This is a genomic window from Butyrivibrio sp. AD3002, assembly GCF_000420905.1.
Classification (GTDB): Bacteria; Bacillota; Clostridia; order Lachnospirales; family Lachnospiraceae; genus Butyrivibrio.
Genome location: NZ_ATVV01000018.1, coordinates 25336 through 43142, shown reverse-complemented (window position 1 = coordinate 43142; position 17807 = coordinate 25336). Strand labels below are relative to the sequence as shown.

Below are 17807 nucleotides of genomic sequence, written 5' to 3'. Positions count from 1 at the left end.
CTCATCAATAAATCTTTACATAAATCATATCGTTCTCAGTATATCAATAGTCCTCGTAAGGCCTCTCTTCATATCATAATCAGCTTTCCAACCAAGCGTTTTTAATTTGGCCGAATCAAGCATTGCCTTGGTAGCCTTAGAGTAGCCTGCTGCCTCAGTGGCATCCGGAATCTCAAAAATAACTTCTGTTCCTACATACTCAGCAATAGCCTTTGCCATGTCCTTAAGTGTAATGTCGGAATCAGGATCTGCGATGTTATAAGCTTCGCCGCTTTTGCCATAGAATAAGCAATACAAAACACCTGTTACGGCATCGGCAACATAGCTGTAGGAGTACAGCTGATTTCCCTCAGACTTGAGAACGATGTTTTCCTTATCAACACCTTTCTTAATGAACTGTGATATGGCTTTGGTGTCTGTCTTAAGCATTGATGGTCCATAGGTTCTTGAAAGTCTGGGAATAACTACATCCAGCTCTCTCTGCTTCATGTATGCCTGGCAAAGAGCCTCTCCTGCTCTCTTGCTCTCCGGATATCCTGCTCTCATAGTGTTGCAGTCGATGTATCCGAGGTAATCCTCTGCAAATCTCTCGGTATCTCCGCGATTTTCACCATAAACCTCAACCGAAGACGCAAAAATGAAGCGCTCAGCCTTTTTATCTGCCGCGAAATCAAGCATATTGCGAAGCCCGATGATGTTTGTGATTATTGTTCCGATAGGATCAGTTGAATACTGAAGCGGATGTGTGTTGCTTGCAAGATGCAGCACATAATCCGCATTCTGTGATAAAAGCTCCGGGCAAAGATCGTCATTTACGTCTTGCTCTATAGCCTTGAAAAGATCTGTGTCTCCCTGAAGGCCGAAGCGATCGTAGATCCTCTGCCTGCTTCTGCCCAGGGCTATTATTTTTGTGTTGCTGCCAAATTCTGCATTTCTGTAATTAAGTACATCAATCAGAAAACTTCCCACAAGGCCTGTCGCTCCTGAAAGGAGAACAGTTTTACCGGAAAGCTTTTCCCAAGGTAGGTCGAGTGTTGCTGCGTGTTTGATGTCTTCTTTGTAAAGTTCGTTAATTAATAAGTTCATTTGTAACCTCAATATCCCCTCATCCGGCACTTCGTGCCACCTTCCCCCCTGGGGGAAGGCTGGATATTTTATCTTTCTTCCATCCCCAAAGGGGATGGCAGGATATTTTATCTTTCTTCCATCCCCCAAGGGGAAGACAGGATTTATAATATTATTTAAGCCAGTTATCTCTGTCGGACTTAAGATATGCCTTGAACATCTCAAGGTCATCTTTGGTTGTGAGCTTGATGTTCTTGTCAGAACCTGCTGCAAAATATAGCTTCTCACCAAGGTCAACCATCATTGTGTTGGTATAGGCGCTTCCCTTAATTCCGATTCCTTTTTCAAATGCCTCATGGTATGCCCAGTCGAGCTTGCCAAACTTGTAAGCCTGAGGTGTGGAAACACGTCTAAGTGTCTCTCTGGGAATGTATTTCTTTGTCGTACCCTCTTCCTCATCGTTCACAACAAAGATCTGCTCGTTATAAGGAAGAGAAGTAACCGCATTGCCATGCTTTGAGCACACAACTATGACATCCGAAAGAACCATCTCATCAACAAGAGGTCTGATTCCGTCATGAATAATGATGTTGTCGTCATCGTTTACTTTTCCTTCAAGGTTGAACACACCGTTTCTGATGGATTCCTGTCCGCTCTCACCGCCGGGTACGATCCACTTAAGCTTGGTTATATTAAACTGCTTGGCATAAGCCCATACCATATCCTGCCATCCATCGATACAAACGAGTTCTATTGCATCAATCTGAGGGTGCTTCTGAAAGCCCTCGAGAGTATACATAAGAACCGGCTTATCATATACATTGATAAACTGCTTCGGAATGTCCTGCTGCATGCGATGTCCTGAACCGCCTGCGATAATAATTGCTATGTTTGCCATTTTCTATCTCTCCCTTTATTCTCCAAAATCAAGTTCTACCGCGGAATGTATTTCCCGGTCTTCAATCGGCGGAATCTCCATATAGTTTGGTCCGTACAGGATCTCCATGTAACGCTCTGTTCCCTTGGGAATTCTTACTGAAATGCCCTCGAAAACAGCATCTCTGGATTCGCACATGTCTTCCCGGTTGTACATCTCTCCGAAATAATGCTTCCTGCCGCTGGGAATGCACACGAGCCTGGAATCATTCTCGCCACAATAAGAATACCAATAAAAAACACGCCCCGCAACTTTATCAAGACTCTTCCACTTAAAGAGACTGCCTATTCTCATCTTCTTTTTAAAAGCTGCCCTTAACACTTCATTTACGGAAAGATACGGCTCAAGAGCCTCCCAATCCTCTGCAGTTTTCCTACAGGTCAGGACGTATCCCATCATGAGGCAAAAGGTTCCGTGTATCTTCCTCTTTAGCGCACTGTCATAGGTATTCTCAAGTACAAATATATCTATGAAAATACCGGTATCTTCCATCGTAAGCTCATTGAAAGCCTTATATACCGTGCCTTTTTTCTTTATCTGAACATGGCTCATGCCGTAGCCTCTGCCAAATTCAGGTCCGCAGAGCACATATTTGTCGCCCAGTCTCCTGTCAAAGACTTCCTTTAGGTGCTCAAAATCCTTCCTGGGCATGTTAATATCTATATCATCATCCCACGGAATGAAGCCCTTATGCCTTATTGCTCCCAGAACAGAGCCTCCGCTTAAGGTATAGAAAATCTTTTCTTCCTCGAAGACTTCTATAAAATCCTTTAGCATATCAAGCAAAGTGTTCTGCAGCTTTTTCAATTGTTCTTCACTAAGTTCAAAAGTGCCCGGCGCGCCGCGAAATCCGGTTTTAAAAAAATGCCGCCTGTCCTGCGCACCTATGGCTTTGTTATCTCCCATTTCCCAGTTCCTTTTTTATATCATCCCACGAGACAACATCCGAATAGAATCCGTCAACACCCATGGCTATATAATTTTTCATGTCCTCAGGATCATTTATTGTATGAGTAAAAATGATTCCTCCGCTTCCATCTATTGCAGAAATAAGCTCATCATTAAGGAAGCTTTTCTTAACCGTCCACGCCACAAAATCATGTTTTGAAGCGGCATCCCTTATAGCCTCCGGCGTCCGCTCCTCCTCGCTTGTCCTGTAGAGCGTATAGATAATATATCTAAAGCCGATCTCCTCCATGGTGACGGCCTCCTGCTCGTGATAAACCTGAATTATCATTCTGTCCATCAGTTCGGGATATTTCTCTGCAATCAGCCGCGCCCCATCTACATTATAATCTTGCTTGATATCAGTAACTATGTAAATATTCGTATGATCTCTCATAAATGCCGAAAGCCGGTCAAGATCAAGAGGCGTAAACTCGCCCTCTACCTTGCAATTTAATGCCTGTTCAAGACTTACCGCGCCGGAGAGAACCTCACCATTGTCATACAGTTGTTTCCAGCTGTGAGCGCATACCAGCTGCCCATCTGTTGTCATGAGAAAATCCAGTTCACAAAAGTTATTGCCCTTTTCATAACAGTTTTTCAGCGCTTCCAGACTGCTGGTGTAATTAACCTGCTCTCCATCAACTTTTTGAATGAACCCGGCAGCATGAACTATATGTCCCTCAGCAAGCAGTTCATCACGAACGCGAGCAATCTCTGCCCTATTCTCTTCCGAAGAGACTTCTTTTCCTGGGCCTGAAAAAGGCTTTGTCAGGACAGAAAAAATAGTTGGCATACCGCCGGTAAAAAACGATATGCCAAAAATTAACATTAACGCTATGATTATGATAAATATTGCAGCTTTGACTGTCTTTTTCACTATACTTCTCTCTAGAACTAGAAACTGTGACCGTATTTTTTATGAAACAACTTTGCTGCAAGGAAAGCTCCGCCCTTTTTAAGCCAGTTGACTGTCTCAATATGTACGCAGGGAAGCTCCTGTATCTGATATCGCGGTATAACTCCCGACGTAATCTGGTAATCGAGCCACACGTTAAATATCAGTTCTGCGATTCTGCCGATATATCTTCCCTGATAGGCTCCGAGGTTTTCCTCCGGATATCTTTTCTCAACCTCGGGAAGAATGGCGAACAACCACTCACAGTATCTGTCCAGCACATCCTTGCGCATGATCATCATGTTAAACATATGCCCGGAGGTCTGTGTCATCACTCTCTCAAATGACTCCATATACTCCGGAAAGAGATCCTTTATCACCTTTCCCGTCTCATCCAGCTGCTCCACATAGTGTGTGTGCGCATAATGCGACTGAAGTGTCTCTATATAATATCTTCTTTTCTTCGGGACAATAATACAGCTCTTTTCCAGAAGCCTCTTAACTTCCTCGCCACCTATGATTCTGTTGAACGGATCATCCTCGCCTCTTGATTCCGGTGACGCAAAATATCTTCTGTAATGGACAAGCCCTATATAATCTGCCTTAAGATTCTTCCACGCCCAATAAAGTCCGGTCAGCTCACAATAACTGCTGTTTTTCTCGGAAATATTGTCGCCCGTGTTGTCCTTCATATACGGAGTATTTGCAGCCTTCTTCATGGCAGCGCCTACCTGTATAGGCAAGTAAACAGGATCGTCAGGCATTCTGTATTTTTTTGTCGTCGCGATTATAATCTTGATATCGGGCATTCGCCTGTACCTTTTCCTTCAATCAATATCTAAATGCTTATTTTACCGCACTTTGCCGTCTTTGTCCACGAGCACCCACCCCGGCCAATATTCATGCATCAGTTCCGGAGTCACTGGTTGGTTATTACGCATTACAAGAGTTCTTACAGGTATTTTGTCTTTTCTTCGGTTGAGTCTTGCTCCCCAGAAAGAAAATGTGGAATTAGCACAGATATTTCCCCTGCAGTGACTCATAAGCTGAATATCCAGAAGAGAATACTTCCCTGTGTTATGGTCTACTATCGTATATCTACCAGGATCGGCATACTTTTCTCTGGCATATTCCGGATCGTTCGTAAAAATATAGAAATGCGTGTCAGGATCAATTGCTTTAAAATATTCCATCGCACTGTCATAGTACGCATCTGTAGCTATATTTCCAAAAAGCGCCGCATTCTCCGGATCAAGGTAATCACCTCTTCTTATGTGAACACTTACGCTGGGAACCATTTCCATCTCATTCATAAGATTCATATTTTTAATATTGATCTCTTCATCAGGATGTGTGGGGAATACGAAAAGCTCCTGCAACTCACCCATAATATCGTCATAGTATTTCTGGCAGGCAAAATAACCCTCGATATACTTATCCTTTAATTCGAATATTTCCGGATGATACATGCAGCTCTCGGTAAATCGACTTCCCATTCCGGGAACAAGCTTCTCCACCACCTTCCTTGCCACACTTCTGTCCGTAAATCTTGCCCGCTCACTTTCGCTGCATACAGGAAGTGGCAATCCGGTAAAGTACTCAAGCTCAAGCTTTCTCTTTGCCAGAACCCCGCTCTGCTTATCCTCATCAAACCATTTTGTATCGAGTTTTATATTCCTATCAGCACCGGCTTTGAGCAGCTTTCTATACATGGCGTATTGCTGCATCTGATTTCCGAGACCGCCTGCTATCTGTATAATCAGCATTATCTGACAAGCTCCTTTATATAACGCACGTTATCAGCAGCTCTGCTACTATACTCCGGCATTATTTCACTTAGTTTTTTTCTGATATTATCTTCGTTCTCGACTATGAATTTAAAGGCCTCTACAAGATCCGTCTCTGTTTGTAGCTTCTGTACGGGTACCACATAGTTTTCTTCCGTCCCGAAGAGGTCTCTTGCTATTCCCCTTGATTTTACCGAATATCCGAGTACCAGTGTAGGTACGCAGGTAGAATAAGCCGCAATGGTGGAATGTGTCCTTGCACCTATGAAAAATCTGCAGGCGCTGATTATTCCCTTAAGTTTCTGAGCAGACGCATCCTCTGCAAGGATAACCCTTCCGGTATCTTTGAACTCCTCATAGAGCTCTTTAAGCGGTTTTCTGTCATCATTGCTGCTCCAAACCACATGAGGAATAAGAGCTACTTTTGCTCCGTCCATTTCAGATAACACATGTTTTATTAAATTCCTGTAGTTTTCCATGGTTATTCCGGGGCGGGATTCTTTACCCTGAACCATCGGGCTGACATTAAGGCCTATCGTATTGCCTTCCTCAAAGCCTTCGGGAAGAGTTCCCTTTTCCACCGGAAGCATAAATGCAGGGTCCGGACATAGCTTAACCTTTTCTTCCGGTATTCCGCCCTCTATCATCCCCTCATAAGAAATTGATTCCCTTACCGTTATGAGATCAAATTTCATCAGGTCGTCCTTTAGCCCCAAAACTGTATCGGGTTCTATCGAACATCCCATGAGCACTGACTGCATTCCCTTTTCCAGGAAGGCTTCGTGTGCAAGCTTAAGATCATTAACCATCTCGGGGTAGCAGTAATTATCTCCACCAATGGACACAGCTATTGGTCTTATATAATCTCCTGCTGTCTTAAGCACATTTTTAAACTGATAACGCCAAAAAGATACTGCATCACCCGTTATTTTTCTATAGACATAATACATAACATGAGGTATAAAATCCTCAGCTATATGTTTTTCCTCAATTATGCTGCACTCACCACCGGATACCCTTGCTCCGAGCCCGTAGCGCATGTCCTGCTCCCTGTTATTGGTAACAATAATAGGAGCTATCCCCTTTTTACCCTCATTTACCTTATTCAAAGCAAAAAGTGTGGCATCCGCTATGGCTTCGCAGCCGTGGTTGCCGCTTCCGGCGTGCATATAAAAAATCAGTTGTCTGTCCATCAGTCCCTCATCCGTATAATCAATTTTCTTCCCAAATGTCAGGATCCACACCGGTTACTGTTTTAAAGCCATAATAATTTGCTATAAGTTCATTAATCCAGTATCTGTCATCATCAATGTCACCGGCGACATCACTTTCGTAAGCAGCTGTATATTTGTTCTCAAACTGAGGATAAAGCATTGTAACCGTTACATTCTCTTCGCCCTTTGCTGCCATTTCCTCAAGGTATTCGTACCTTTCACGCTCCACTCTGTATATCCATACAAGCTTTGCGCCGCATTCTATATAGGTAAATACCATATAGACCAGCATCGCTCCCACAATTCCAAGTTTAAGGGTCTTAAAAATCACATATCTTGCCGACTCCGGGTCAGGCATGCCGGGATCAATATTCGCATAACCCTGAACCAGCGCAACCGTAAGGAATATTCCCGGAGCAAAGAAAACTCTCTCCTGCGGCGTTGCAGTGAGCACCAGGCAATAGGACGTTGCGAAGAATATGAATGTAAACAGAAACATCTCCTTCATATCCTCAAACTTTTTACCCTGAACCCACAGGAATATAAAAAGAATAACCAGTGCAATTAAAAGCAGCATGAATTCTTCCTTAAGAGTAGTTGTAATGTTAAGGAACCTTATAGGTATCGCCGAAAGTCCTTCATGCTTTTCCTCCATATACTGCATTCTGATCCTGTTGCCGGGAGCAAACAGCATAAGGGCAAATCCTGTGATCGTACCGATAACTGCAGATATTGTCCATACGAAGACCTTCTTGTAATAGCATATGAGAATTATCATTAAAAGGAGGAGTCCTCCGCTCGTATTCTCATTACACCATCCGGCAAATAATCCCAAAACAAAGAAACCTAAGGTTAATTTTAAACCGGTAGCATTCTCCCCCGACATACTTCTTCTGTAGGTCTTTCGAAATGCCGTTACCATAGCCATAACTATTGCTGTTGTAAAAAGATAGTTGCAGGCACCGTCTTCCCAAAGTACTGTCTGACCGAAAGACACGCCAAAAATCCAGACAAGAAGTACTCCCAACAAATAATTCTTAACGTTATATCGTATTTTGCTGTCGATATTCAGATAAATCAGCACAGTGAGTAGCGTGAACACACCTGCAGCTATGATATTGAAGAATGTTCTGCCTCCAAGAGTATGCATATCGATAAACATAATGGCTCTCAGCATAAAATGTGCGACGCTTCGGCCAATCCAGGTCATATACTGGTTATATTCCTGCGCAAAAAGGTCGAAGAAACTCCCTGCCCTGCTAACCTCCCTGCTATATGGAAGGTCATCCATAAGCATCGGAGTCAGCGACTCATAGATAAAGATTGTCACAAAGCACAATATTACTGAGAATATAAACAGTCTTTTTCTGGTGTTTTCCTCTTTAATCATCTTTTCTTCCATTGTCCGTAAAGTTTCATATAAAGGTCAGGGCTTACCGAAAACAGAACTGTCTTGACCTTATAGCCTGATGAAAGTGCTCTGAAGGCTCCCGGAACCGCTTTCGCTGCAGTGATCATCCCTTTAGCCCTACCTATCACTTCCTCCCTCATGGCAAGAATCATAGCCCTACCACTATTTTCGCTCATATTGAGGATTTTAGCAAATTTTCCTACAACCAAAAGTGCAGCCATTATCTTGATCACGGAGAGCCTTCTGACAGACTCTAAGGACACACCGGGATTCATGCTCTCCATAAGCTTGTCAGCCCGCTCCCAGCAGGTAATCTGATCCAGATAGGAAGGCGTAAAACGCTTCAGCATAGCCCCGTCGTCGTTGTAATTATAGTGATATCCGCCGCCTTCAATAGCTCTGATACCGGGCCTGTCTCCGATACCTATCAGGAATTCCATAAGAAAGAGCATATCCTCTCCTATGGTAAGTCCCTCTGGGAATCGAATCTCACGTCCTCCCACTGTCAGCGCCTCTCTACTGAAAAGCTTGCCCCATACATGGGTATCTTCACATAAGAGGCCGTCCTCAAGATACCTTCGTCCGGTAATAATATCATCTGTTACCATTTTACCATCCATAATAACAAGAGATATTCTATCTTCGGATGCAGTATCATCGCCTCCTGTTACAGCCACCAGCAGATTATCAAAATATGTATCCTCCACGCTGTCATCAGCATCAACAAAAGCGATATACCTTCCGCAGGAATTCTCAAGTCCGATATTCCTAGCTTTTGATACACCGCCGTTTTTTACATGAATGGTTTTTATAAAATTATACTCTGATGAGAGTCTGTCACAGATCTCACCTGTTTTGTCAGTTGATCCGTCATCAACTATAACAACCTCAAAGAGGCTGCTGTCTGCATCATTTGCTATACCAAAAAAGGCTCTGACAGTATCTGATACCACCTGATTGCACACTGACTTCACACAGTTCTCTATAAGCTCCTGTGCATTATAAGCAGGTATAATGACGCTGATAAGTGGTCCGCCCCCGTTAGTACTCATAAGAATGCCCCCGCCGTTACTCTGTCAAAGCTCCTGATTATCACCCTTATCAGAAGAACCACCGGTGCAATCGGGTGTTTCATTCCAAAATAAAGAAGCTTATTGGATTTCTCCGATACAGTAACGGGTGTATTTTTTATAATGCCCCTGATGGGCTCTGTATCAAAAATTTCTCTTACGCGCCCGGTTACTCCGGGAATATCTGCCCTGAGCAAATTTTTCATAACAAAGAACAGGAGTCTCACATATTCTCTGTCCATCTGTTCTTTCCCGTTGGATACGCCCTTGTCCTTCATAATTCCGGAAAAGGTATCGTAATCCTGCCTGATATTATCAAGCAGCCGCTCGTCATACCCATGCGCCATAGAAGTACCGATTGTTCTATAGTGATAGAAGAATCCATCATGAATTACAAGTCTATCTACATCGAGAAGGCACGGAAGCATTATATTTACGTCTTCCGCCATACGGATATCATAATTTAAATATTTCATGTTATTTAAAATAAGATCCCTTGTTATAAGCTTCATGCATCTGGACATAATAACCGGTCTGTTCTCTTCTCCAAGAAGCTTTGTCCTTACTTCTCGAAGTTCTGCCCCGGAATATGTACCAACAGGCATTCCATTGGACGCTTTACGCTTCTCGTTCTTTTTCTCAATAATATAATTACTACTGATGATCTCAGTAACGCCCTCATTTGGCTTAGCAAATTCAAGAAGCGATTCAACCATGTCCGTATCTACCCAGTCATCGCCGTCGATAAACATAACATAATGACCGGTAGCCTCCTTGACACCTGCACTCCACGCAGACACCAGTCCGCCGTTTTTCTTATGAATAACGCGGATTCTCTCATCCTTTGCAGCATAATCATCGCACATGACTTCACTTCCATCACTTGCTCCGTCATCTACGAGAATTATCTCTATGTCGCGGTAGGTCTGGTTTATAACACTTTCAATACAGTCCTTAAAGTATTCCTTTATGTTATAGACAGGAATAATGACACTGACTAATTTTTCCGGCATACAACACCCTCGTTAATGTGCGCCTCTTCCAAAAAGTACAACACCGACAGTCTTAATAAGAATCCTCAGGTCAAGTCCCAGTGACCAGTTGTCTATATACTGAAGATCAAGCTTAACTACATCATCAAAATCTTCTATATCGCTTCGTCCACTGACCTGCCAAAGGCCTGTAAGTCCGGGCGTCATACTGATTCTTCTACGATAATACTGGTTGTACTGATTGAACTCATCTTCGGTCGGAGGCCTTGTTCCCACAAGGCTCATATCGCCCTTGAATATGTTCCAGAACTGCGGAAGCTCATCGATACTTGTCTTTCTGATAAAAGCACCCACCTTGGTAATTCTGGGGTCGTCCTTCATCTTGAACATAAGACCGTTCATTTCATTCTGTGCTTCCAGCTTCTTCTTAACCTCCTCGGCATCTGTTCTCATGCTTCGGAATTTATAAATCTTGAATCTACGTCCGTTTCTTCCGATTCTGATCTGTGAGAAGAAGATCGGACCGGGATCATCAATGAAAATTGCAAGCGCAACAAAAGGTGTAACAACTGCGGTTATCAGAAGTCCCACAAAGGCTCCCACAATATCCATAAGGCGCTTGATCATGAGCGCTCTGTATCTCTCTGTTCCGTGAATATATGAAATAACTGAATAGGTTCCGATATTGCCAACCGAAGTACTTCCTGCAATATTGGGAAGTTCTACACAGTAGTGAACGGTCACACCCATATCACCAAAGGCAGCTATAGTCTCATTGAGTGCCTTCTGGCTGATATTCGGAGTGTAGATAAATATCTCATCAACAGCAAGAGAGGTTACCACATCGATAAGGTTCTCTCTGTTAGCGATAATATTGACACCCCTTATCTCGTCGCCTTCCATATCCTCATCAAGGCAGACTGCACCTTCTATTGAATAATTGAACTCAAGTCTGTGCTGAAGATGTCTGATGGTAGGCATCATGATCTCTTTTTCGGAAACAACAAGAAGCTTTATTGCCGCATCACCGCTCTGCCAGTACTGCTTCAGTATAAGCTTCACAATCTGATGAAGCGCAAGCATAAGTACCGAATTGATAATGATGAAATACAGCATAACAAGTCGGGAAAACGGCTGTGCCAACTGGAGAGCATAGGCGATGGCAATTGTTCCGAGAATAAGAACAAACTCGAATTTAAATACCACTGTACCCTCTTTCCATACTGTACGCTTTAGAAAGCCCCTGCTGGAATCTATGGCAAAGGTATAGATTGTACATACCAATACCATAACGATACATACATAGAAGTGAAGCGCCTTATCCTCCATGTCCCTGAAGTTCAGGAAACGGATATAAGTAGCAAGCACAAAAGAAACAACTATGGATACAATATCAACTATCCATAGTATGTAATTGATCAGATACTTTGTTTTTCCCTGCACGATTTTCCTCCCATATATCGCCTAGAAGATATACACCGGCTATGGGAAGCAGATAATTCCTTCCTATAAACGAAGAAACAAAACTAGCTTCAACCAGAGTAAATAAGCTGACAGAGATTATCATTATCATCACCCCGTAATCCCTGTTTAGATATAAGCGATATATTAAATATAAAATAACAAGTAAGATCAGTATCGCCGGTATGATTCCATACCAGTAAAATAACCTTACCCACCCCATATCAAAAAAAGCATTACCGCTAAATTTGTCACCGAAAAGACTCCAGGTCTGAAGCGCCCCCTTGTGAGGCTTTGTGTCATAATACAATGACTGTATACGTCCTGTAAGAATCCGGTCAAGCTTGTAATAAAACGGATACTTCTTCTTTCTGGCATATTTGCTGATCGCTGCAGCCCAAACCGAAAAAGCCACGCAGGCACCGATAACCACTGCCCCTGACACATAGAGTATCTTTGTGTCCTTCAGTGGCCCAAACTGATAAACAATAAATGCCAGAACTATGGTAAAAACTGTAAGCGCCGTGCCCGTTCTTGATCCGGTAATAAAATACAAAAGCACATTAAGGACAAGCGCAATTGCCATTATAACATTTCTTTTGAACTTAGCAAATTCCCTTATCAGATAAATCAAAAGAACAGTTATCGAAAAAATCACACTCTGCAGCGTGTTTGGATGACCGAAGCCAAAAGCATATCTAACCTCGGAGCCGGCATCACGCCCGAAATCCTGGGCTATTTTCACGTCTCCGGCAATGCCCAGAACCGATGCGGCTGCAATGATAAGGCTTCCCACCACAGTCACCCCAAAGATATAGCGAAGCATAATTTTGAGGTCAGCATCCTTGCAGGCTATAACAAATAATGAAAATCGAAGAAGATCATTATTCCCTGTAATTTTATAGCTCACCACGCTTATTGCAACCGTTATAGCGATAATAACCCATTGTTTAAACGAATATTTCGTAAGAAGCACCGCTGCAACCGTCAGAACAAAGCTAACGCGAAAGATCATCTTCGGACTGGAAAGCGGCAGCGTGCTTCTCTCATAGATCATAAGAAGAAGCTCTATGGTCAGTGCCGCATATAAACATATATTACGTAGCTTTATGATAAACGATCTTTCCATCAAGACTGGTCTCCACGATCTTTTCATCGCTAACCTCATAGATCATGTCGCACTTTTCAATGGTGTTAAGTCTATGGGCGATTATTATCATTGTCTTCTTGCCGTGGAAGCTGTTGATAGCCTCCATAACTGCTGCCTCTGTCTCATTATCGAGAGCACTTGTAGCCTCGTCAAACACAAGGATCTCCGGATTGTGATACAGCGCTCTTGCGATACCTATACGCTGTCTCTGTCCACCTGAAAGTCTCACACCTCTGTCACCTATCTTGGTATCAAGTCCCTCGGGCAGAGATTTAATAAACTCAGCAAGCTGTGCTTCCTCGCAGACCTTCCAGATTCTCTCCTCATCTATTTCCTCAGCATCAATACCGAAGGCGATGTTGTCTCTTATAGATTCATCAATAAGGTAAATACTCTGTGGAATATATCCTATCTGAGCAAGCCAAGACTCGTAATTACTGAAAATATTCTGTCCGTCACAGAGGATCTCACCCTTCTGTGCGTGCAAAAGTCCGAGAAGTATATCCACAACGGTGGACTTTCCTGCTCCGGAGGAACCCATGATACCAACAGACTTTCCTTTAGGTATCACCATATCCGCTCCGGTGAAAATATTCTTGTCGGAATCGGGATAAGCAAAGGTAATTCCCTTAAGCTCAATCTTGTCATTAAGAGAAAGCGCAGGTCCTGCTATGGCGCTTCTCTCAGCAGCCATCTTCTTATCTGCCTTCATGGACTCGGTAAGATTATTAAACACAAAGTCCAGGGCAGGCATTTCATAAGCAATCTCTGTTACATAAGTATTTATGCGTGTAGCGCTGGGAATGAGCCTGACCGCAGCAACAGCAAATACGGTAAGATGAGCCGCCAAAACCTTTGTATCTCCACCGTTTGATATAAACCAGATCATAAATCCGAAAATTGAAACCATAAACACTGTCTCAATAAGGGATCTCGGCGTATTATTCAGGAATGTATATCTTATGTCCGTATCTGCACCAATCTTACCGGACTCATAATAATTTCTGATAAAGAAGTCCTCTCGGTTCAGCACCTTAACTTCCTTTAAGCCATAGATTGCCTGGATTCGCCACTTGGCAATTCTTGATGCAATAGTCTGATTTTTTCTTCCTATGTCATTCATCCTGGGCTTTAAGACTCTGGTAATGATCATAGTCATACCACCAAGCACTACGATAATAAGAAGTGCCATTTTCCAGTTTTTATAAATAAGGAAAACACCAAGGCATGTTGAAACAACCAGCTCGGTACAAAGATTGAGCAGCGCCAGCATCAGTGAAAAGGTCTTGGGGATGTCTCCGTCAGTTATTCGAAATACAGTCGGAATATCAGCACCAAGATAATCCTCGTAAGGTCTGTTCAAAAATTCCCTCATTACGCGGGAGATCATGTCATTACGTGTCTTGGAGATGAAGCTGTTCTGAACGTATACCAATATCAGAAGATATATGTTTTTAACTATGTATATTGCGATCAGAAGTGCCAGTATCGCACATATAAGCTTGGCGTTGGTATCAAGGCCAAGAAGCTGCGGCATTTTGTTAACGATCGGAATACCCTCAATCTTTTTATATACTTCCTCGGGATCAAGAATAACCTCCGCAACAGGAGCAAGCATTCCTACTCCCAGAGTCTCGAAAAGTCCGCCGATAATTATCATGATTCCCAGAACTACCAGCATTCTCTTCTGCTTTTTATCAAAAATGTAATTTATTTTGGAAAGGAGATTAAGACTCTCGGCCTTATTCTCCTTCGGATTACTCAAACTCATAAACTATCCTTTATCGTCTATTCCTTCACCCTCAGATTTTTGTCATCCTGGAAGTATAAATATCATCCATGGGCTTGGTATTGAGCCACTTTGAGGGCACAATAACCGTCTTCTCCGGCGAATCGTTCATCCACGCACTCCACCAGCTGTAACTTGAATTGGCAAGGATGTGATGCTTGCAAAGGCTCATAAGCAGAAGATCTGCAGCATCGTCGTTTTCCTCTTTTGTGTCGACTATACGGAACTTTTTACCTGACACATTCTGTTCGCACCACTCTTTATCACTGGTGAAAACAAAGAAAATAGCATCCGGATGCTCACTGACCATGCGATCAATGGCTCTCTTGTAATAGTCATTGTCACAGATTCCGCCAAAGGTCTCCACTGTTCCGGGAAGAAGATAGTCTCCTCTTCTCACATGGATGCTGACAGACTCCGTCTCACGTATCTGTCTGTAAAGTTCCCAGCTGTCCGCCGAAGTAAACACATCATCGGGCTTAATCACAAATTCCCTGCGAAGCTGAGCGAGTACTTCTTTATCCGGGAAATATTTATCACTCTGAAAATATCCGTTGAGATATGCAGTCTCAAACTCAAATACCTTGGGATCAAAGAGTCCTGTCTCTTCAATATATTCATGTGATTTTCTGCCAAAGAGCTTTCTTCTTATTCTGCTGAAAATATCAAGATGCGAATCCGTAATATCCACAACTTCTGCATCAGAAGCCTTCGTATAAGTTATTCCGTACATTTTTTCAAGTACCGGGTCTCTCTGGGGGTCATCCCTGAACCCGTATACATCATCGATTTTGACTTCTTTCCCCAATGCCTTCAGCTGAAGATAAAGGGCGTACTGAAACATCTGGTTACCCAGACCGCCCATCATTCTGATTATTATCATACTTCCCCCTGCGTCTTTTTATTATGTATTATTATCATCTAAGATAGAAATGATCGTAAGTCCAGCGATGCTCCAAAAACTTTTGCATGCGCTTTTTTTCCTTCGGGTCAGCAATCCTGCACCCGTATATTTTGTCAAAGGAATCTTTGCATTTCTCGATTTCCGCTGTTATATCCGGAAGATACTTACTTTTATCACCAAGTTTGTCACGCTTGGCCTCAGAATAGTAATCGAGAAGCTGCTTATATTTCAGATAATCCTGTGACCAGGCCAGATCTTCCCTGCCTATGCTGCACAGATAGTTCCTCGCATCCCGTAGTGACGGAAGCCACTCTGAAAAAATGCAGAAAAATCCCGCCTGTGTTCTTAGACCTTCTTTTCTGTCTATTATATAATGATAAAGCGGCGTGTCAATGAACACAGCCTCTTCCACATCTCCGAGAACCTGAAGTGTAAACAGTTTATCTTCGTAAAACATCACTCCCGGGAACCGTCTCTCTTCCAGAATGCTTCTGTGGTAAAGCTTGTTCCATACCATACTTCTGACAGGAAGTTCATCTGATTCCTCAATAAGTCCGGTGATAAGTTCGTCCCTCGTAATTATCCTGAGTCTGTTTGCACGCATGTCCTCAGTAAGCTGATATCGTTTTACAGGATCCTCTTCCTTGTTCTCATAATACTTACAGATAGCCAGCGGACACTGTGTCTCAAGGATTGCACTGACCATGTATTCATAAATGTATTTCTCAACATAGTCATCGCCGTCAAGAAACGCAATGAAGTCTCCGAAAGCCATATCAAGCAGATAATTCCTTGCGGTTCCCGGGCCCTGATTGCTCTGATGCACCACCCTTATCCTGGAATCCTGCGTCTTATAATAGTCGCAGATATTGCCGGTTCTGTCCCTGGATCCGTCATCCAGAATCAGAATATCCAGGTTGGAATACGTCTGCGCAAGTACGGACTCTATGCATCTTGAAATATACTTCTCGACATCATAGCAGGATATGGCAACCGTAACGAGAGGCTGCCTCTCCGGTTCTATTCCCTTGTAATAAAAATGGCTGATATCCTTCATAACTGCTCCGTCATTTGATCAGTGAGTTGTAATCAAACTCACTCAACAGTACGCTCTCGGCTGCCACGTATTCTATGACATTATCCTTCGTAATTCTGTCGGATACCGAGAACATGTCAGTGTTTTCATAGCCGTTCTCATATTTTATTATAGTATCCATCACCATACAATTCACATCATAATCGTAATGCGCCTGATCCCTGTATCTGTCAAGGTCAGCGGTGATGTCCGTATGAGTAGTAAAACTGTAAATATGTATGTTGTCACATTCGAGCATAAGCTCTATTGCTCTCTCTTTATATATTAACAGATTATCAAGCTCTCCATCCTCCTTAACTGCTCCCCAGTATGCCATCGAATAAGGCGGGAAGAAATATAAAAATGTAGTCTCGGGGTGCTTTCTGGCAAGCGCAACGACGTTCTGCTCTATATTTTCCTCGAGCATCTTCATATCTTCATCGGATGGAAGATAATACTTTTCGGGCTCCTTAAATTTCTTTCTCCCAAGAAGAACTTGGTCTTTTCCGTAAATGTTTTCCCCGTCGGTAAAGCTGTATTCGTCAAAATTCGTATATCCGGGGTTTTTTCCCTGAAAATATCCAAGTATGGCAGGTAATGTATATCTTACGATTACATCCTTATTCAAAAGATATTTCACATCATCCCAGATAATATCGTTTGTAAGCCAGTAGGGATATTCACCCATATCATCTCTTAGCTCATCCTTGTCTCTTACAAGAAGCGTGTAGTCAAGAGGCCTTAAAACATAACGCGGGTTATGTCCGCTCCTATAAGCCACCTCCAGGTTGTCATTTATCTCCTTATAGGTAGCTCCCGAATAGGGCACCTTAATGGTCTTAAAGCCAAGTCCCTCTTCCAACTGCGATGCCTTGAAATTCTCTGCCATTGAGGTCCCGGTTATTATGGCGTCGTAGTCGAAGTGCTTTGTTATACCATCGTTTTGCGATCTCTCATCATAAAGCTTATAAAAGAATTTGGGATTCGGTGCTCTGTAATGGAAAAACGGGTCCACAAAAAACACCAATCCCGCTATCAGGATCAGTGAAACCACAGACAATATTAAGATGGAGAAAAACCATTTTTTGCTTTTCATAACAAAGTTCTGC

At 42.9% G+C, this 17807-nt stretch carries 16 protein-coding genes; all 16 read right to left on the bottom strand.

What is annotated here, in order from left to right:
* Window positions 1-24 precede the first annotated feature (24 nt).
* Window positions 25-1086 carry an NAD-dependent epimerase/dehydratase family protein gene (locus G596_RS0113080; protein ID WP_022762295.1) on the bottom strand — a complete coding sequence of 354 codons (1062 nt, stop codon included), beginning with the start codon at window positions 1084-1086 and terminating at the stop codon, window positions 25-27.
* Between the two features lie 151 nt (window positions 1087-1237).
* A complete protein-coding gene (locus tag G596_RS0113075) occupies window positions 1238-1963 on the bottom strand; it encodes an IspD/TarI family cytidylyltransferase (RefSeq protein ID WP_022762294.1) in 726 nt (241 codons plus the stop codon).
* Between the two features lie 15 nt (window positions 1964-1978).
* The gene (locus G596_RS22130) at window positions 1979-2908 is read right to left on the bottom strand and encodes a LicD family protein (RefSeq protein ID WP_022762293.1); all 930 of its coding nucleotides are present in this window, start codon (window positions 2906-2908) and stop codon (window positions 1979-1981) included.
* A complete protein-coding gene (locus G596_RS0113065; RefSeq protein WP_196805225.1) occupies window positions 2898-3743 on the bottom strand; it encodes a glycerophosphodiester phosphodiesterase family protein in 846 nt (281 codons plus the stop codon). Before G596_RS0113065 ends, G596_RS22130 begins: the two co-directional genes overlap by 11 nt.
* 101 nt (window positions 3744-3844) lie before the next feature.
* Entirely contained in the window at window positions 3845-4654 is an 810-nt protein-coding gene (locus G596_RS0113060; RefSeq protein ID WP_022762291.1) for a DUF4422 domain-containing protein, read from the bottom strand.
* A 42-nt stretch (window positions 4655-4696) separates the two neighbouring features.
* On the bottom strand, window positions 4697-5611 hold the full coding sequence (locus tag G596_RS0113055; protein WP_022762290.1) for an alpha-1,2-fucosyltransferase: 915 nt from the start codon (window positions 5609-5611) through the stop codon (window positions 4697-4699).
* Entirely contained in the window at window positions 5611-6825 is a 1215-nt protein-coding gene (locus G596_RS0113050) for a polysaccharide pyruvyl transferase family protein (RefSeq protein WP_022762289.1), read from the bottom strand. Before G596_RS0113050 ends, G596_RS0113055 begins: the two co-directional genes overlap by 1 nt.
* Before the next feature lie 19 nt (window positions 6826-6844).
* Window positions 6845-8236 (bottom strand): DUF3329 domain-containing protein, encoded by a 1392-nt coding sequence (locus tag G596_RS0113045; RefSeq protein WP_022762288.1) that lies wholly within the window; start codon window positions 8234-8236, stop codon window positions 6845-6847.
* Window positions 8233-9309 (bottom strand): glycosyltransferase family 2 protein, encoded by a 1077-nt coding sequence (locus tag G596_RS23900; RefSeq protein WP_022762287.1) that lies wholly within the window; start codon window positions 9307-9309, stop codon window positions 8233-8235. The genes G596_RS0113045 and G596_RS23900 overlap by 4 nt, the downstream gene beginning before the upstream one ends.
* Window positions 9306-10340 carry a glycosyltransferase family 2 protein gene (locus G596_RS23895; protein ID WP_022762286.1) on the bottom strand — a complete coding sequence of 345 codons (1035 nt, stop codon included), beginning with the start codon at window positions 10338-10340 and terminating at the stop codon, window positions 9306-9308. Before G596_RS23895 ends, G596_RS23900 begins: the two co-directional genes overlap by 4 nt.
* A 12-nt stretch (window positions 10341-10352) precedes the next feature.
* Window positions 10353-11762 (bottom strand): sugar transferase, encoded by a 1410-nt coding sequence (locus G596_RS0113030; protein WP_022762285.1) that lies wholly within the window; start codon window positions 11760-11762, stop codon window positions 10353-10355.
* A complete protein-coding gene (locus tag G596_RS0113025; protein WP_022762284.1) occupies window positions 11713-12909 on the bottom strand; it encodes a hypothetical protein in 1197 nt (398 codons plus the stop codon). Before G596_RS0113025 ends, G596_RS0113030 begins: the two co-directional genes overlap by 50 nt.
* Complete coding sequence (locus G596_RS0113020; protein WP_022762283.1) at window positions 12878-14701, bottom strand: ABC transporter ATP-binding protein; 1824 nt, start codon at window positions 14699-14701, stop codon at window positions 12878-12880. Before G596_RS0113020 ends, G596_RS0113025 begins: the two co-directional genes overlap by 32 nt.
* 31 nt (window positions 14702-14732) lie before the next feature.
* On the bottom strand, window positions 14733-15602 hold the full coding sequence (locus G596_RS0113015; protein WP_022762282.1) for an alpha-1,2-fucosyltransferase: 870 nt from the start codon (window positions 15600-15602) through the stop codon (window positions 14733-14735).
* A gap of 34 nt (window positions 15603-15636) precedes the next feature.
* A complete protein-coding gene (locus G596_RS0113010; RefSeq protein WP_022762281.1) occupies window positions 15637-16680 on the bottom strand; it encodes a glycosyltransferase family 2 protein in 1044 nt (347 codons plus the stop codon).
* A gap of 10 nt (window positions 16681-16690) precedes the next feature.
* Window positions 16691-17794, bottom strand: a complete 1104-nt coding sequence (locus G596_RS0113005) for a hypothetical protein (protein ID WP_022762280.1) — start codon at window positions 17792-17794, stop codon at window positions 16691-16693.
* Between the last annotated feature and the right edge of the window lie 13 nt (window positions 17795-17807).

Bases quoted from the DNA above. Each gene is read 5' to 3' on its own strand.
- G596_RS23895 (WP_022762286.1), bottom strand. From the start codon at position 10,340: ATGCCGGAAAAATTAGTCAGTGTCATTATTCCTGTCTATAACATAAAG.
- G596_RS0113005 (WP_022762280.1), bottom strand. From the start codon at position 17,794: ATGAAAAGCAAAAAATGGTTTTTCTCCATCTTAATATTGTCTGTGGTT.
- G596_RS0113080 (WP_022762295.1), bottom strand. From the start codon at position 1,086: ATGAACTTATTAATTAACGAACTTTACAAAGAAGACATCAAACACGCA.
- G596_RS22130 (WP_022762293.1), bottom strand. From the start codon at position 2,908: ATGGGAGATAACAAAGCCATAGGTGCGCAGGACAGGCGGCATTTTTTT.
- G596_RS0113045 (WP_022762288.1), bottom strand. From the start codon at position 8,236: ATGATTAAAGAGGAAAACACCAGAAAAAGACTGTTTATATTCTCAGTA.
- G596_RS0113015 (WP_022762282.1), bottom strand. From the start codon at position 15,602: ATGATAATAATCAGAATGATGGGCGGTCTGGGTAACCAGATGTTTCAG.
- G596_RS23900 (WP_022762287.1), bottom strand. From the start codon at position 9,309: ATGAGTACTAACGGGGGCGGACCACTTATCAGCGTCATTATACCTGCT.
- G596_RS0113020 (WP_022762283.1), bottom strand. From the start codon at position 14,701: ATGAGTTTGAGTAATCCGAAGGAGAATAAGGCCGAGAGTCTTAATCTC.
- G596_RS0113025 (WP_022762284.1), bottom strand. From the start codon at position 12,909: ATGGAAAGATCGTTTATCATAAAGCTACGTAATATATGTTTATATGCG.
- G596_RS0113065 (WP_196805225.1), bottom strand. From the start codon at position 3,743: ATGCCAACTATTTTTTCTGTCCTGACAAAGCCTTTTTCAGGCCCAGGA.
- G596_RS0113055 (WP_022762290.1), bottom strand. From the start codon at position 5,611: ATGCTGATTATACAGATAGCAGGCGGTCTCGGAAATCAGATGCAGCAA.
- G596_RS0113075 (WP_022762294.1), bottom strand. From the start codon at position 1,963: ATGGCAAACATAGCAATTATTATCGCAGGCGGTTCAGGACATCGCATG.
- G596_RS0113060 (WP_022762291.1), bottom strand. From the start codon at position 4,654: ATGCCCGATATCAAGATTATAATCGCGACGACAAAAAAATACAGAATG.
- G596_RS0113010 (WP_022762281.1), bottom strand. From the start codon at position 16,680: ATGAAGGATATCAGCCATTTTTATTACAAGGGAATAGAACCGGAGAGG.
- G596_RS0113050 (WP_022762289.1), bottom strand. From the start codon at position 6,825: ATGGACAGACAACTGATTTTTTATATGCACGCCGGAAGCGGCAACCAC.